13 protein-coding genes are annotated in these 15,635 nt (G+C 42.9%); 8 read left to right on the top strand and 5 right to left on the bottom strand.

What is annotated here, in order from left to right; genetic code table 11:
• From ACYZZR_RS08690 to ahcY, 4 genes are all read right to left on the bottom strand, one after another.
• Positions 1 to 228 (bottom strand): GIY-YIG nuclease family protein (locus ACYZZR_RS08690; RefSeq protein ID WP_461533613.1); only part of this gene is annotated, 228 nt, incomplete at its 3' end.
• Positions 229 to 345: 117 nt separating this feature from the next.
• Positions 346 to 1,431: a biotin synthase BioB gene (gene bioB / locus ACYZZR_RS08685; protein ID WP_461533612.1), complete on the bottom strand. Its 1,086-nt coding sequence runs from the start codon at positions 1,429 to 1,431 to the stop codon at positions 346 to 348.
• Between the two features lie 139 nt (positions 1,432 to 1,570).
• The gene (locus ACYZZR_RS08680) at positions 1,571 to 2,335 is read right to left on the bottom strand and encodes an exodeoxyribonuclease III (RefSeq protein WP_461533611.1); all 765 of its coding nucleotides are present in this window, start codon (positions 2,333 to 2,335) and stop codon (positions 1,571 to 1,573) included.
• A 153-nt stretch (positions 2,336 to 2,488) separates the two neighbouring features.
• Positions 2,489 to 3,805, bottom strand: a complete 1,317-nt coding sequence (gene ahcY / locus ACYZZR_RS08675; protein WP_461533610.1) for an adenosylhomocysteinase — start codon at positions 3,803 to 3,805, stop codon at positions 2,489 to 2,491.
• Between the two features lie 189 nt (positions 3,806 to 3,994).
• Here ahcY and ACYZZR_RS08670 point away from each other — a divergent pair, with 189 nt between their 5' ends.
• From ACYZZR_RS08670 to ACYZZR_RS08640, 7 genes are all read left to right on the top strand, one after another.
• Entirely contained in the window at positions 3,995 to 4,627 is a 633-nt protein-coding gene (locus tag ACYZZR_RS08670) for a 4'-phosphopantetheinyl transferase family protein (protein ID WP_461533609.1), read from the top strand.
• 68 nt (positions 4,628 to 4,695) lie between these two features.
• Positions 4,696 to 4,956, top strand: a complete 261-nt coding sequence (locus tag ACYZZR_RS08665) for a thiamine-binding protein (RefSeq protein ID WP_461533608.1) — start codon at positions 4,696 to 4,698, stop codon at positions 4,954 to 4,956.
• Positions 4,940 to 5,578, top strand: coding sequence for a nicotinamide riboside transporter PnuC (gene pnuC, locus ACYZZR_RS08660; RefSeq protein ID WP_461533607.1), 639 nt, complete (start codon positions 4,940 to 4,942; stop codon positions 5,576 to 5,578). Before ACYZZR_RS08665 ends, pnuC begins: the two co-directional genes overlap by 17 nt.
• Positions 5,533 to 6,084 (top strand): AAA family ATPase, encoded by a 552-nt coding sequence (locus tag ACYZZR_RS08655; RefSeq protein ID WP_461533606.1) that lies wholly within the window; start codon positions 5,533 to 5,535, stop codon positions 6,082 to 6,084. The genes pnuC and ACYZZR_RS08655 overlap by 46 nt, the downstream gene beginning before the upstream one ends.
• 53 nt (positions 6,085 to 6,137) lie before the next feature.
• Positions 6,138 to 7,691, top strand: a complete 1,554-nt coding sequence (locus ACYZZR_RS08650; RefSeq protein WP_461533605.1) for a DUF4301 family protein — start codon at positions 6,138 to 6,140, stop codon at positions 7,689 to 7,691.
• Between the two features lie 224 nt (positions 7,692 to 7,915).
• Complete coding sequence (locus ACYZZR_RS08645) at positions 7,916 to 8,212, top strand: hypothetical protein (protein WP_461533604.1); 297 nt, start codon at positions 7,916 to 7,918, stop codon at positions 8,210 to 8,212.
• Between the two features lie 681 nt (positions 8,213 to 8,893).
• Complete coding sequence (locus ACYZZR_RS08640) at positions 8,894 to 10,243, top strand: sigma-54-dependent transcriptional regulator (RefSeq protein ID WP_461533603.1); 1,350 nt, start codon at positions 8,894 to 8,896, stop codon at positions 10,241 to 10,243.
• A 10-nt stretch (positions 10,244 to 10,253) separates the two neighbouring features.
• Here the strand turns inward: ACYZZR_RS08640 and ACYZZR_RS08635 are convergent, their stop codons facing one another.
• Positions 10,254 to 12,734: a hybrid sensor histidine kinase/response regulator gene (locus ACYZZR_RS08635; protein WP_461533602.1), complete on the bottom strand. Its 2,481-nt coding sequence runs from the start codon at positions 12,732 to 12,734 to the stop codon at positions 10,254 to 10,256.
• A 590-nt stretch (positions 12,735 to 13,324) separates the two neighbouring features.
• On the opposite strand from ACYZZR_RS08635, the gene ACYZZR_RS08630 reads away from it, so the two are divergent.
• Positions 13,325 to 15,487, top strand: coding sequence for a TonB-dependent receptor (locus tag ACYZZR_RS08630; RefSeq protein ID WP_461533601.1), 2,163 nt, complete (start codon positions 13,325 to 13,327; stop codon positions 15,485 to 15,487).
• Positions 15,488 to 15,635: the final 148 nt, after the last annotated feature.

Genomic DNA, 15,635 nt, shown 5'->3' with positions numbered 1-15,635 from the left:
TATTTTTAATTTTTCCTTGCCAGAGCCAGACTTCCAGTATTTTTCCAACTTTCTTGCATCTAATCTCGTTTTAGCTTCTTCCCAATAAATTAATTCGAAAGGAGCGTATGGCCTCGTTGTCTTTTCACGTCCTGTGTTATGTCTGTTGAACCTTTCTTCTAGGTTCTGTGTCATGCCTACATAGATGTAATATCTCTTCAAACTCGATATTGCGTAGACATAGAACATAACGTCAAATTTTTTCTCCGGCGCGCCTGCCTGCCGGCAAAGGCAGGTCTACCAATTCCGCCACCGAGGCTTGAAACGGGATGCAAATCTAATAATTTTTTGAGAAGTTTGTAATAATTATTTGTTTTTTTGTCTCGCCAGTTCGTTGCGCTCTATAGTGTGCCCCGGTCTACTCCATTTAGGGCGCTCATCTAGAGCGGTATACGCAGAGTTTTCCGCTTCCACTGTTTGGGGTTGTACTTTTTTGGTAAAGGGCTTTTGAGGGTTCAGTCCGAGAGTTCTAAACATCTCCATATCTTCATTCACATCCGGATTGGGGGTAGTCAACAGCTTATCTCCCGCAAAGATGGAATTAGCTCCGGCAAAGAAGCACATCGCTTGTCCTTCACGACTCATATTGGTACGTCCTGCGGAGAGTCGCACCTGAGTTTCGGGCATTACGATACGGGTAGTGGCTACCATACGAACCATTTCCCATATTTCGACAGGCTCTTGGTCTTCCATGGGAGTACCGTCTACCGCCACAAGCGCATTGATGGGTACCGATTCCGGCTGTGGGTTTAGTGTGGAAAGGGCGACCAGCATTCCCGCTCGGTCTTTCAGCTTTTCTCCCATACCTATTATCCCTCCGCTACACACAGTAACATTGGTCTTGCGCACATTGTCTATAGTTTGCAGTCGGTCCTCATATCCGCGGGTAGAGATAACCTCTTTATAGTATTCTTCTGAGGTATCGAGATTGTGGTTGTAGGCGTACAGTCCGGCCTCAGCCAAGCGTTTGGCTTGATTTTCGGTAATCATACCGAGGGTACAGCAAACTTCCATATCCAATTTGTTGATGGTGCGCACCATTTCGAGTACCTCGTCAAATTCCGGTCCGTCTTTTACATTTCGCCATGCGGCTCCCATACACACTCTCGAACTTCCGGCCGATTTGGCGCGAAGGGCCTGGGCTTTTACCTGTTGTACACTCATCAGGTCGTTGCCTTCTACATTAGTATGATAGCGTGCAGCCTGTGGGCAGTATCCGCAATCTTCCGGACAGCCTCCGGTTTTAATAGATAGTAGGGTAGATACCTGTACTGTATTGGGGTCGTGGTATTTTCGGTGTACGGTAGCAGCTTCGTATAGCAGCTCCATCAAAGGTTTGTTGTATATGTCGAGTATTTCTTCTTCGGTCCAGTTATGTCTTATTTCACTCATAGATTCAGTATTGAAATTGCGAAGGCAGTGCCTTCTATGCCGGTCAAAAGTACTAAAAAAGGATGTGTTTCTCTGTCGGGTGCGGAGTTAAATTGGAGAACAAGAGTTATAAGGTAGTTTGTTCCTCCGGAATTATAGATTAAACGTCCAGTTCTACTACAATAGGGCAATGATCGCTGTGCTTTGCCTCGGGCAGTATAAGTGCTCTTTTTAGTTTTTCTTGCAGGGCTTGGCTCACCATATTATAGTCGATACGCCATCCCTTGTTGTTGGCGCGGGCATTGGCACGATAGCTCCACCACGAATACTGATGGGGCTCCTGATTGAAATACCGGAAACTGTCGATGAATCCTCTGTTGATAAAATTGTCTATCCACTCTCGCTCTACGGGAAGGAAACCAGATACTTTGGCATTTCTCACAGGGTCGTGAATATCGATGGCACGGTGACAGATATTGTAATCGCCGGAGATGACCAGATTAGGCTTTTCCTGTTTCAGTTGGTCTATATACTCCTGAAAATCGGCCATATACTGCAGTTTGTGCTCCAGACGTTCGATATTGGTTCCGGAGGGTAGGTATAGGCTCATTACAGACACTCCCTTAAAATCGGCGCGGAGGTTCCGGCCTTCGGCATCCATATAATCGATACCTGTACCGTATTCTACGTGATCGGGCTCTGTTTTAGACAGTATAGCCACACCGCTATAACCCTTCTTTTGGGCGCTAAACCAGTAGTGATAGGGGTATCCGGCTTTTTCAAAAAGAGAAAGGTCTAATTGTTCTTTCATGGCCTTGGTCTCCTGAATGCACAACACATCCGGGTTGGCACTTTGCAGCCAGTCGAAAAATCCCTTGTTTATCGCAGCTCTGATTCCGTTGACGTTATAGGAAATAATCTTCATATCTGTGTTTTGTGCTAAAATAAGGAATAGGTTTTTCCCAAGCCATAAATACGGCTAAAATTTAAGGCTGCCCCATCGATGTGGAAACAGCCTTTTTTGATGGAGTGTCATCTGGAACAATCCGATAAGCTGCGTTTTGTTCCTGTATGTCTGTTAATATCGGTAGTATTCCGGTTTGAATGGTCCCTCTACCGTAACACCTATGTATTTTGCTTGTTCTTCGCTGAGTGTTTCCAACTCTACTCCGATTTTTTCAAGGTGGAGTCTAGCCACTTTTTCATCCAGGTGTTTGGGCAGCATATACACCTCGTTTTTATACTTGTCGCTGTGGTTCCACAATTCTATCTGCGCCAAGGTCTGATTGGTAAAGGAGTTACTCATCACAAAACTCGGGTGACCGGTAGCGCAGCCCAGGTTTACCAGTCGGCCTTCGGCGAGCAGTATGATGTCACTGCCGTTTACGGTGTATTTGTCTACCTGAGGTTTGATATTCACCTTAGAAGCCCCGTGATTTTTGTTCAACCAAGCCACATCGATCTCATTGTCAAAATGTCCGATATTGCACACTATGGTCTTGTCTTTCATGGCTTCGAAATGACGCCCTGTTACTATGTCTTTGTTTCCGGTAGTGGTAATCACGATATCAGCCTTACTAACTACGTTTTCCAAGCGCTTAACTTCGTAGCCGTCCATCGCTGCCTGCAGCGCACAGATAGGGTCTATTTCTGTTACGGTTACTATGGCTCCGGCGCCTCTGAAAGATGCAGCAGTTCCCTTGCCTACATCACCGTATCCACACACTACTACGCGTTTTCCGGCAAGCATAACATCAGTAGCCCGTCTTATGGCATCTACTGCGCTTTCTCGACATCCGTATTTGTTGTCAAATTTCGATTTGGTCACCGAGTCGTTTACGTTTATGGCAGGCATAGGAAGTGTTCCGTTTTTCATGCGCTCGTACAGTCGGTGTACTCCGGTAGTGGTCTCTTCAGAAAGTCCTTTGATGCCGGATACGAGATCGGGATACTCATCGAGTACCATGTTAGTAAGGTCACCCCCATCGTCCAAAATCATATTGAGCGGCTTGCGATCTTCTCCGAAGAAAAGCGTTTGTTCTATACACCAGTTAAACTCCTCTTCATTCATTCCTTTCCACGCGTATACGGGGATACCTGCAGCGGCTATAGCGGCAGCGGCATGGTCTTGAGTAGAGAAGATATTACAAGAACTCCAGCTCACCTCGGCTCCTAAGGCTACCAGGGTTTCTATGAGTACTGCAGTTTGTATGGTCATGTGCAAACACCCGGCAATACGAGCTCCTTTCAGGGGGTGTTCGTCTGCGTATTCTCTGCGGAGTGACATCAAACCGGGCATTTCGGCTTCTGCCAACTCTATTTCTTTCCTTCCCCATTCGGCCAGTGAAATGTCCTTCACTTTATATGCAGTGTAGGGTGCTGTTTTTGTATTCATAATCGTATATTTGTTTTTTTAGCGATTTGTCCTCTTCTTTCTGTTGAAGAAAAAGAGGGTGCAAAGTTAAGGAATAACTTTATCTATGTAAAATATAGAAGCCTATAGTTTGTTTTGCAAATTTTTTGGCTTTGAACTCGATATGAGTTGGTTAATGTAGAGCCTAAGGGCTTTCAGAATTGGATTTTTATGCCGCTGTACAAGACGATAACAGTAAGTGAAGATACCTCGATACGGATTTGGAAAATAGAAGAGAGCTACGAGGAGTTACTGCAAAATATACATCCCACCCCGAGATGCCTGCAACGGGTGAATTCAATGAAGTCCGATATCCATCGCAGAGGGTTTCTCAGTGTGCGACACTTGCTTAAGGAAGCGGGTTACGAGGCTAAAGATCTTTACTACGACCTCAACGGAAAACCTCACTTGACCGATGGTAAACACATCTCTATAACGCATTCTTTCGAATTTTCCGCAGTGATTATCAGCAGTGTTCCGGTAGGGATAGACATTGAGAAACAGCGTGAAAAAATAACACTTATCGCAGATAAATTTATAGACTATGAGTACAGTTATCTGACCGAAGAAGACATCGTCAGGAAACTGACGGTAATATGGTGTGCCAAAGAGAGCCTGTACAAGATTTTTGCTGTAAAGGGTATGAGTTTTAAAGATCACACCAAGGTCATTCCTTTTCTTTTGGAAGAAAAAGAGACCACATCGTGGATACACTACAGAGATCGGCTTCGGAAATACCGCATATCGTTTCTCGAGTTTGAAGGTTTTACTTGTGCTTATGCTCTGAGAGAAGCTTCGGTATAAGATGTATTATTGTAATTCGTTTTGTCTGGTTTACTGCCCGATAGAACACTAAAAATTAATGATTAGTTATGAACATTTCGGTTGAATTGACCTTGACTCCACTACAGGACGAGTATGAAGATGCGATTATTCACTTTATTAAAAAACTCAGAGCCTCCGGACTCACAGTATTGGAAAACCCGTTGAGTACACAGGTGTACGGAGATTACGACAAGGTTATGACGCTGTTGACTTCAGAGATCAAGGAAGCCTTTGAGCTGGTAGAGCGTGGCTTGCTGTATATGAAAATTGTAAAATCGGATCGAAGCGATTATGAGCCACATTTTTGATTGGATTTTTGCCCAGTACGACGGGGTGCCCCTACATCTCACTGTACTGGAAATAATAGCCGTGATATTCGGCTTCTTGAGTGTGGTATACTCAAAGCGGGAAAATATACTGGTATATCCAACCGGAATAGTGAGTACAGCCATCTTTGTGTATATCCTTTGGGTGTATGGCTTGTTGGGCGATATGCTGATCAATGCATATTATTTTTCTATGAGTATCTACGGGTGGTACGTTTGGACTCGCAAGGTAGACGACACACATTTTATCCCTGTAACACGTACTACAACTAAGGAAAAATTATGGTCGGTAGTATTGTTTGTGCTAGCTATAGTCTTTGTTTTTGGAATATATTGGTTTTCCGGCCGTCTAGACAGTTGGGCATCCTATGTCGATACGCTGACAACTGCTATTTTCTTTGTAGGGATGTGGCTTATGGCTCGTAAAAAACTTGAAAACTGGACGTATTGGATTATAGGAGATCTCATTTCGATACCGCTCTATATGTATAAGGGCTTGGTGTTTACATCGCTGCAATACGCTTTGTTTACAGTTGTTGCCGTATACGGATATTTAGCATGGAAGAAAAACTTGAACAAAAATCCGGAGCGCTTGTTAAGATAGTGATGGTCGGTCCGGAATCTACGGGGAAGACCACACTAGCAAGACAATTGGCATCTTTTTACAAAACAGAATGGGTGCCAGAATATATGCGTGAATACCTGCAAGACAAATGGGATCGCGAGCGGAAAACCTGCACTCCGGAAGATATGTTGCCCATAGCTATCGGACAGATGAAACTTGAAAATGATAGAGGGAGCAAGGCCGATAAACTGCTTTTTTGCGATACTAATTTGCTAGAGCTCAAGGTGTATTCGGAGGTGTATTACGGGTATTGCGATTCCCTTATTGAGAAATTTGCATTGCAGAATAGATACACATTGTACTTTTTGACTTATATTGATGTCCCCTGGGAAGAAGATGATCTGAGAGACAAACCGGGTGAGCGTCTCGAAATGTTTGAGTGTTTTCGACAAGCTCTTGTAAAATATAAGTTGCCTTATGTCGTTTTGAAAGGAGATAGACAAGAACGCTTGAAACAAGCTATTGCTCATATTTCATCGTTGTAAATGATATTCCAATATATATCCATATAGATTTAATCGTAACACTGACAACCACTATGCTTACGGAAAAAGATTTGGAACTGCTCGAAGAAAAGGAAATTAATCCGGAAGAGATACTCCGACAGATAGAGACTTTTAAAGAAGGAATACCCTATGTCAACCTCTTGCGTTCGGCTACCTTGCACAACGGAGTTATTCCGGTATCTGAATCTCAGAGACAGTACTATATCTCGTTGTACGAAGAACAGAGAGAGGCTTTAGATATTATGAAATTTGTCCCGGCTTCGGGTGCAGCTACTCGAATGTTTAAGGCTTTGTTTCGATTTTTGGACGGATTTAATCCAGAGCGGGAAACCTTTAATACATACGTAAACAGAAAGAACGGACAGGATATGCAAACCTTTTTTGTGGGCGTAGAGAAACTTCCGTTCTATGAGGATGTTGTGAAGGCTCTCGAAGAAAGGTATGCGGATTTTGAACACTTTCCCGACGATAGGCAGAAATATCTCTTCGTTCGTGAAATGCTGTCGGAGGAGGGTTTTGATATGGGCTCTTATCCCAAAGGCTTGCTGCCGTTTCACAAATACAGCACCCACGCTGCTACCGCTTTTGAAGAGCATTTGTACGAGGCGGCACTTTACAATGTCTCTAGGGGAAGAGCACGACTCCATTTTACGATTTCTCCAGAACACTTTAGCAAGTTTGACGAGGCGTTTAATAGTATTATCCGCAGTGTAAGAGAAAAGACCGGAGTTGATTTTGATGTGGATTTCTCCTTTCAGAAAGCCTCTACCGATACCATAGCTGTGACTCCCGACGACAAACCTTTCCGCAAAGAAGACGGTAGCTTATTACTTCGTCCTTCGGGGCACGGCGCACTGATAGAAAACCTGAACGATCAGAGGGCGGATATCGTATTTATTAAAAATATTGATAATGTGGTGGTATACCGCTACAAATACGAAATGGCAGAGTATAAGAAAATGTTGGCGGGAATACTACTTCATTATCAGCAACGGATATTCAAATACGCTAAAATGTTGGAAGAAACCGAGATTAGCGAGACGCAAATTTTGGAGATAAGAGCCTTTCTTCACGAAGAACTCAACACCTATACCGCTCCCGACTTTTACAAGTACACTCGGCAGTATCAGATTGAGCATCTGATGGAAAAATTGAATCGTCCATTGAGGGTATGCGGTATGGTGCGCAATGAAGGAGATCCCGGAGGAGGGCCTTTCTGGATTAAGGACGAAGATGGCAATGTGTCGCTACAGATTATAGAGTCGGCACAGATTGATTTAGGAAATCGCCGACAGCTGAAAATTATGAATGGGGCTACGCATTTCAATCCGGTAGATATAGTATGTGGAATTAGAAATTACAAGGGAGAGGAGTTCAATCTGCCAGATTATGTAGACGAACGACAGGCGTTTATAGTAGAAAAAACTACTGAGGGTAAAGAGTTGAAGGCGTTGGAACGTCCGGGATTGTGGAATGGAGGAATGGCGTTTTGGAATTCGGTTTTTGTAGAGGTACCACTTACCACCTTTAATCCAGTCAAAACAGTCAACGACCTGCTCAAACGGGCACATCAAGTTAGAAAATAAATGAGAACGCAGCGTTTTTAGTGAGTAGTATTTGGGTAAACCTTATACAACCTATGTGTATACTTTTTAAAATTACACATGAATTCTAGGACTGTTTTTAGAATAGATATTATTTAAATATCTGTTTTTTAGTGTGTTGTGTTTTTTTGTTTTCAAAATCTCTTTCAAGGCATTATTTTTTCATAATACCAAGCGTGACAAAAGTTAGTTTAAAAAATGGTATTATGAAAAAGTTGGTTTTTACATCAGTATTAGCTCTGGGAAGTTTAACAGCAATCAATGCCACAGTTCCAATCTTTCACGATGGGATTATGGATGTTGTACTGCAGGAAGAGTACACTGAGATTTCTGCCAGTGAGCTTCCTCAGCCAGTAAAAAATGCCTTGGCATTAGATTATCGGAATGCAATTCTTGACAAAGCTTCTGTAAACGACAACAACGAGTACAAACTTGAGGTAGACATAGACGGAACAGCTGTGTCATTGTACGCTAGCGAATCTGGAGAGTGGATGCCGAAATAACAAGTCCCTTATTTTACATTTTATATATTTTCAAGTTTAGTCTGATTGCGTTCAGATTAGCGGACAGATCTCCACAGTTTAGGAGGTCTGTTCTTTTTTACGCCTATCTCGAAACGAGAAACAAAATGGTGTTAAGTGTGTAAAGTTTACTCAGTCGTTACAATTTTATACATTTTCCCTTACACAATAGGGGCTGTAATGTTTTTGTTTTTTGATATTGAAATGCTGATTTACAGTAAATTAAATTTATTTTTTGAACATGAGCGGGGAATGGCATTGTTATTTCTTATACCGTGACAAAAGATGAAGGTTAGCACACTGCGCAAAGTGGTCTATATAAAATATAATCGAAGCATATAAGTATGCTGAAAAAAACGGTGAGTGGATACAAAAGTATTTTGTGTCCAAGATTAGGTTGGTTAGTAAAAGAGGCTGCATTTGCAGTCTCTTTTCTTTTGAAATTGTTAGACAATAATCTGTTTCATTACACTTTCCTGTATTTAGGGCTATTCGGCAATAATCTAAGCTGTATTTATTCTTCTAAAAAAACACTCTTTTTAGCGTAATAATTGTCGAGACTTGTAATTTTGCAAAAAAATAAAGCTGCTTTACTGTTTCCAGATATAAAGCGTATATTTATAGAGAAATACAGTATTTGACTTAACGCTAAATAAAAAATTAATGCCCAAAATACTTATTATAGAAGACGATGTGACCTTTTGCAAGGTGCTGGAAAAATTTCTTGCAAAAAACGGGCACGAAGTCTCTACCAGTTTTTCAGCAGCCGAAGCCAAAGACAAAATATCGAAGCAATCCTTCGACTTGGTGATAACAGATTTACGCCTTCCCAATTACGACGGACTCGATCTGTTGGGGGAGATTAAGGAGGATTTTCCTGAAACTCCTGTGGTGTTGATGACGGGTTATGCAGATATCAACACTGCGGTTAAGGCGATGAAAAAAGGGGCATTCGACTATATTTCAAAGCCTTTTAATCCCGATGAAGTACTCATCATTATCAACAAGGCCTTGTCCGGCGTTGAAATACCTCAATCTGAGCCTAAGGAACAGTCTTCGAAAAAGAATCTGACCTCGCCTGCGCAAGGACAGAAGTTTGTGACTGGTACGAGTGTGGCTTCTCGAAAACTCAACGAGTATATAAATCTAGTGGGGCCCACCGATATGTCGGTGCTTATCGTTGGAGAGAGTGGTACCGGTAAGGAGGTTGTAGCCAAGAGTATACACGACAAAAGCGCTAGGAGGGATAAGAATTTTATTGCTGTAGACTGTGGAGCCATCCCCAAAGAAATTGCAGCCAGCGAGTTTTTTGGGCATGTAAAAGGCTCGTTTACAGGAGCGGTTAACGATAAAATAGGCCATTTTGAAGCCGCTAACGGAGGAACTATTTTTTTGGACGAGGTGGGAAACCTCTCCTACGAAAACCAGATTCAGCTGCTTAGAGCTCTTCAGGAAAGAAAGGTAAAACGAATAGGGAGCAATAAGGAGATACAGGTAGATATTCGACTCATAACAGCCACCAATGAAGACCTGCAAGCCGCAGTGAGAAAAGGAACCTTTAGGGAAGATTTGTTTCACAGACTCAATGAGTTTTCTATCAATGTGCCGGGGCTTTCCGATCGAAAAGAGGATTTAATGCTTTTTGCTGAACATTTTTTGGAACTCGCCAATCGACAGCTCGGCAAAAGTGTTTTGGGCTTTTCTCCTGAGGTGGCAGAGGCCTTTGAGAATTACAGTTGGCCGGGAAATATTCGCGAACTACAGAACGTGATTAAAAGAGCAACGCTGCTCACCGCTTCCGACTACATTCTCAAAGAAGCACTTCCCCAAGAGATATTCCAAGAAGAAAACCAAAGGGTGGACTACAATTTCTTTAAAACGAAAAACGAGAAAAATATGATTCTCAACGCGCTTAAGGAAACTAACAACAACAAGAGTAGAGCGGCAGAACTCTTAAAAATGAATAGGAAAACCCTGTACAACAAGCTCAAGCTTTACAATATCGAGTTGTAAACCGTAGACGTTACAGGTATTTGTCCGTTATCTGTTCTGTAATTTCCGCAAGCTGACGCTGTAATGTACCTAAGAGTAATTCCAGCTCAGCTTCTGGAATATCGTCTATATGATGCTCCAGCTTTTCTAGTAAGGATGCAGTTTCGTGAGCTTCTATTTGTTTGAACATGGGACTCATCTTGTGTGCAGTTTGCTGAATGCCTTCTTTGTCTTTATGTCTGAACTGCTCGCTTATGGTTTTCTCATTCTTTTCCGTGCTTTCAACAAAGGTCTGCAGAATTTCTCGGAGAGCTTCTTCGTCGAATTGCAATAACTGTTTCAATGGGGTCAGATTATAGAGAGAAGTATTACCCTCAGTGAGAATGGTCTGAGCAGTGGTTGTTTTTATGTCGGGAGATGGTGTAGAAATATCCTGTTTCAGCGCTTTAGAAATGCAAGCGATAAGAGTACCGGGGGCAAAGGGCTTCTGCAGTACTTCAGAGAACCCGGCATTTCGATATTCTTCCCGGTTGAGGTCGGCTCTGCCTGTAATGGCAATCACCGGCTTGTTTTCGTCCGATTTGCCAGCTTTTTGCAAGGCCTCGAGAAACTGAAAGCCGTTTAGATCTGGCATTTGTATGTCTGTCAATATCACATCGTAATCGTCTTTGTCACTTAAGTATTCCAAGGCTTCAGAAGCTTTGGTGAAATCGTGTACTTCACAAGATTGTTGTTTGAGAATCTCTGCGGTCAAGCTAAGTACCGACTCGTCGTCGTCGATCAAAATGGCCTTTATGATTTTGGGAAGTTGTGGAATTGCAACCTTGTCTTCTATTGGAGTACTGTTATTTTCTGAGGGGATTTGAAGGGGAATCTTCAGCGTGAATACACTTCCCTTGCCTTCCCAGCTCTTCAATTCAAGCGATCCACCTAAAAGTGATGCCAGTTTTCGGGAGATGGTGAGTCCGAGTCCGGTACCTCCGTATTTTTTTTCTATGGCGCTTTCCGCCTGTGTAAATTCGTTAAAGATGACTTCTTGTTTGTCTTTTCTGATTCCGATTCCTGTATCTTCTACACTTATACGTACTCTGTAGGTGGTGTTAAATTTTTCCAGTACTTCTGCCTTAATTTTAATATGTCCGCTTTCGGTAAATTTATAGGCGTTACCGATGAGATTGGTCAAAATCTGCTTGATGCGAAAAGGGTCGCCCATGAGCAGTGTTCTCAGACGGGGTTCTATCGCTATGATAAGTGCTATGTTCTTGTTGGGGTAGAGTGAGCCGCTTTCTTCAGCAGTGTCCGAAATAATGTTCTCTAGAGAGAACAAGGTGTTTTCGATTTTTATTTTTCCCGCCTCCAGTTTGTTGTAGTCGAGAAGGTCGTCTACAAGATTTCTCACATAGCCAGAGGCGTTTTTTACTCTAGAGACATACTGTTCTTGTTTGGCGCTGATATCCGAATTGTGCAGTAGGTCAGTATATCCTATAATGGTGCTCAGGGGAGTGCGGAGGTCGTGGCCTACCGTGTAGATGAGTTGTTCTCGGTTTTTCAGTAGTTGTTCTGTGGTGTTTTTGGCATTTTCCAGTTGCTTCCGATATGATTGGCTCTTCCAGAAATCGTTTAATATGAGGTAAGAAAAGAGAATGGTGAGCAACAACCCCAAAACGGCAGCTACGGTAATCACCCGAATGGTTTTTTTAAGCGCGAGGTCTCGTTGTTGGCTCAGGGCATTGTTGGTGTTGATAATCTCTCCTTCAAAAGACGACAGTATTTCGCGAAGTTGTTGCGAAATGGTAATATCGTCTCGCAGTAGCTCGTCTTCCTTGGCAGTGAGCGACTTCTTGATATTGGTCGTCTTGATTTTTAGGTCTTTTAAGAGTTCTTTCGATGCATTGAGTACAGAATCTGCAATTCTTTCCCGATTTTCCCTGCTGGCAGTATCGACGGGGATATTCTCGTTCAAAAGGTCTACCAGACTTTGGATGGCACTTTTCTGAAAATCCTGTAAACTATCCGGGTTTACTACAAAGTCTTCAATGCCGAGATCTTGGTTAGACGATTGCATCTGTGTAATCTGAGCTATTGCTTTTTCGAGGGACACATCGGTTTCATCCCTTTGTTTAAGTGCTCTGAGCTCTTTGATATTATCCACTTTTTTGTCTAACAATATCTTGACACTGTCCAGCAATTCTACCTGACTCTCATTGTCGATCAGTGGCTTGAGCGAGTCTATCTCTCCATACAAGATGGTGGTTTCGTCCATAAAGGCATTAAAATTTCTAGAGGAGGACGATTGAAGGGTTATCCTGGCGAGGCTTTCTGTTTGATATAAATGAGCTACTAGCGAACTGGTGATAAGCAGCTTCTTGCTTTCAAAAGCATTGCTGTTTTGGTGTTTGGTGAAGATTTGAAACTCGGCATAGACAAACCATCCCACTGCAGCGATAATAATGGCAAGGGCGATATAGCTGAGCAATACCTTATAAGTAATAGTGCTTTTCTTCGTATTCATGGTACAAAAATAAGGAATACATTAACAATCAGTTCGTAACGACAGCATAAAAAAGATTTTAATAAAGGTTTTGAAAACCATCTGATATTCTCGTGAAAAAAAAGAGGAAAAAACAAGGGAAATATATTTTTAGCTCGTAGCTTTGCGGCTCATATATCTCAAAAGGGGTGCTTAAACACTGACTGTTGAACAGTACAGGAGCGAGCTGAGATCATACCCATAGAACCTCGAACAGGTAATGCTGTTTAGGGAGGACCGAGCGTTAAGAAAATGTCCAGTGGACATTTTTAGCGAAGGGGCCAGCTGGCGGGGGGCAACCCGATCACAGGAGAATGTCAGAAGGACGTTTTTGATGTGATAACCAGTTGGCGGGTTGTCAAAATTCCAGGCGTTAAGAAAATGTCCAGTGGACATTTTGGTAAACCTACTTGCCGGCGAGTAGGAGAGCTGAACCACTGAGCGATCGGACAGACTAACCAGTACGGAGCTGCGCTTGGGAATTGACAATAATCCGATTCCTCGGTCTGGGAGTAATCTAATTTTAACCAAAGAATAATGACCCCTTTTTATTCGTGCAAAATTTGTTGCGAATGAAAAAGTTGTTTTGTGTGTCCAAAAGTCGCAAACTTGCGGCTGTTGCCTTGTCAGTACTTGGCGGACAATGTGTTTTATCACAAGAATCAAAGGTGAGGGATACCGTTGTATCCGATTCTGTGGCTCTCGATGAGGTGCTGGTATCTGCCGTGAGGGTCACTGCTCAGAACCCGGTAACCTTTAGCAATTTGTCTAAGACAGATATCGCTTCGAGAAACCTGGGGCAAGATATTCCTTCACTTATGAATTATTTGCCCTCTGTGGTCACTACCTCTGATGCCGGAGCCGGTATTGGATATACCGGAATCAGAGTGCGGGGTAGCGATGCTACTCGGGTAAATGTTACCATAAACGGTATTCCCTTTAACGATTCGGAATCACACGGAAGCTTTTGGGTAAATATGCCCGACTTTGCCTCTTCGGTAGAGAATATGCAGTTGCAGCGAGGTGTGGGAACCTCAACCAACGGAGCGGGTGCATTTGGCGCCAGTCTGAATCTGCTTACCGATGCTGTAGCCGAAGAAGCCGGAGGGGAAATTGCCAATTCCTTCGGTAGCTTTAACACCAGGAAACACACCCTGAAGTTTACTACTGGAAAACTAAACGATCATTTTGAAGTTTCCGGACGTCTTTCCGTACTCCGTTCCGACGGTTATGTCGACAGGGCTTCGTCCGATTTAAAATCGTATTTTTTACAAGGAGCTTATGTTGATGGGAATACGCTAGTAAAGGCCTTGGTATTCGGTGGGCACGAAACCACCTATCAGTCGTGGAACGGTATCGATGCGGAGACTATGAAAACCAATAGGCGGTACAATTCTGCCGGACAGTACACCGACGACGACGGCAATATCCGCTTTTACGACAATGAGGTAGACGATTACAAACAAGACCACGCCCAGTTGCACTGGAATCAGCGATGGTCTGATCGCTGGAGTACCAACCTGGCGCTTCACTACACCTATGGAAGAGGCTATTTTGAGCAATACGGACAGGATCAAGATTTTGCCGATTACGGTTTGACACCTGTTGTTGTAGGGGGAAGCACTATAAATACCACCGACCTGATTGGCAGAGAGTGGTTAGACAATGATTTTTATGGAACCACCTTTTCGGCTCACTACGAAGACGAATCACTTGATGTAGTAGTAGGAGGAGCTTGGAATAAGTATGAAGGAGATCATTTCGGTGAAATTATTTGGGCGAGATATGCTTCGCAGAGTGAGATCAGAGACCGGTATTACGACGACAACTCTCTGAAAGCCGATGCCAATGTTTTTGCCAAGGTAAATTACAAACTGACCGATCGCTGGAACCTATTTGGAGATATACAATATCGCGGTATCGGATATGAAGCCAACGGAGAAGAAACTGGTCTGGTAGATGATACTTTTAATTTTTTCAATCCTAAGGCTGGAGTCACTTATACTTTTAGTCCAGGGAATAATCTTTATTTCTCTTATGGTAGAGCGGGAAGAGAACCCAACAGGAGTGACTACAAAGGAGGAAATCCTAAACCGGAATACCTAAACGACTTTGAGCTGGGATGGAGGTATTTGTCTAGCAATGTCAAACTCAATGCAAACGCTTACTATATGCGCTATAAAGATCAGCTAGTACTTACCGGCGAGCTCGACGATGTGGGTGCCCCTATACGCCGGAACAGCGGTGATAGCTACAGGATCGGACTGGAAGTAGATGCAACGGTAATAATTTCCGACCGCTGGACAATACGGCCCAACATTGCACTGAGCGACAATCGCAATATAGACTATGTGAACGAAACAGCTGGAGGGGTGGAGAAAATGGGAAATACAGAGATTTCTTTTTCTCCTGGAGTTATAGCGGGAAATGCCATTGTATTTAGCCCAGTAGACAATTTGCAACTGTCGCTGTTGTCGAAGTATGTTGGAAAACAGTATATGGACAATACCGGTAGAGAAGTGGCGGCGCTTTCCGACTATTTTATAAACGACATCAATGTGTCGTATGAGCTGAAAGATGTGGCGTTCTTTAAGTCGGTTACCATTAGTGGATTGGTTAATAATATTTTGGATGAGAAATACGAATCTAACGGATTTATGTACGATCCTTTATCTCCCTACTACTATCCTCAGGCCGGGATTAATTTCTTAGTTGGTCTAAACCTTAAAATATAAGGTAGTTATAGCCGTAAAGCACAGAGGGCGATGGCTGTATTTTGTTTTTAACTGAGAGACAAATTACAGTTATCGCCCTTTGGTTTATACTGTTTTTTGCAAACATTATCTACTGATTTGCAAAAAGACCGTAACTTTACCGTAGAAT

The sequence above is a fragment of the Sinomicrobium sp. genome (assembly GCA_029266035.1).
Classification (GTDB): Bacteria; Bacteroidota; Bacteroidia; order Flavobacteriales; family Flavobacteriaceae; genus Sinomicrobium.
This window is presented reverse-complemented; position numbering and strand designations above follow the sequence as displayed.

Coding starts and splice junctions, on each gene's coding strand:
- ACYZZR_RS08665 (WP_461533608.1), top strand. CDS start 4,696: ATGAACATTTCGGTTGAATTGACCTTGACTCCACTACAGGACGAGTAT.
- ACYZZR_RS08645 (WP_461533604.1), top strand. CDS start 7,916: ATGAAAAAGTTGGTTTTTACATCAGTATTAGCTCTGGGAAGTTTAACA.
- ACYZZR_RS08655 (WP_461533606.1), top strand. CDS start 5,533: ATGGAAGAAAAACTTGAACAAAAATCCGGAGCGCTTGTTAAGATAGTG.
- bioB (WP_461533612.1), bottom strand. CDS start 1,431: ATGAGTGAAATAAGACATAACTGGACCGAAGAAGAAATACTCGACATA.
- ACYZZR_RS08650 (WP_461533605.1), top strand. CDS start 6,138: ATGCTTACGGAAAAAGATTTGGAACTGCTCGAAGAAAAGGAAATTAAT.
- ACYZZR_RS08630 (WP_461533601.1), top strand. CDS start 13,325: ATGAAAAAGTTGTTTTGTGTGTCCAAAAGTCGCAAACTTGCGGCTGTT.
- ACYZZR_RS08670 (WP_461533609.1), top strand. CDS start 3,995: ATGCCGCTGTACAAGACGATAACAGTAAGTGAAGATACCTCGATACGG.
- ahcY (WP_461533610.1), bottom strand. CDS start 3,805: ATGAATACAAAAACAGCACCCTACACTGCATATAAAGTGAAGGACATT.
- ACYZZR_RS08640 (WP_461533603.1), top strand. CDS start 8,894: ATGCCCAAAATACTTATTATAGAAGACGATGTGACCTTTTGCAAGGTG.
- ACYZZR_RS08680 (WP_461533611.1), bottom strand. CDS start 2,335: ATGAAGATTATTTCCTATAACGTCAACGGAATCAGAGCTGCGATAAAC.
- pnuC (WP_461533607.1), top strand. CDS start 4,940: ATGAGCCACATTTTTGATTGGATTTTTGCCCAGTACGACGGGGTGCCC.
- ACYZZR_RS08635 (WP_461533602.1), bottom strand. CDS start 12,734: ATGAATACGAAGAAAAGCACTATTACTTATAAGGTATTGCTCAGCTAT.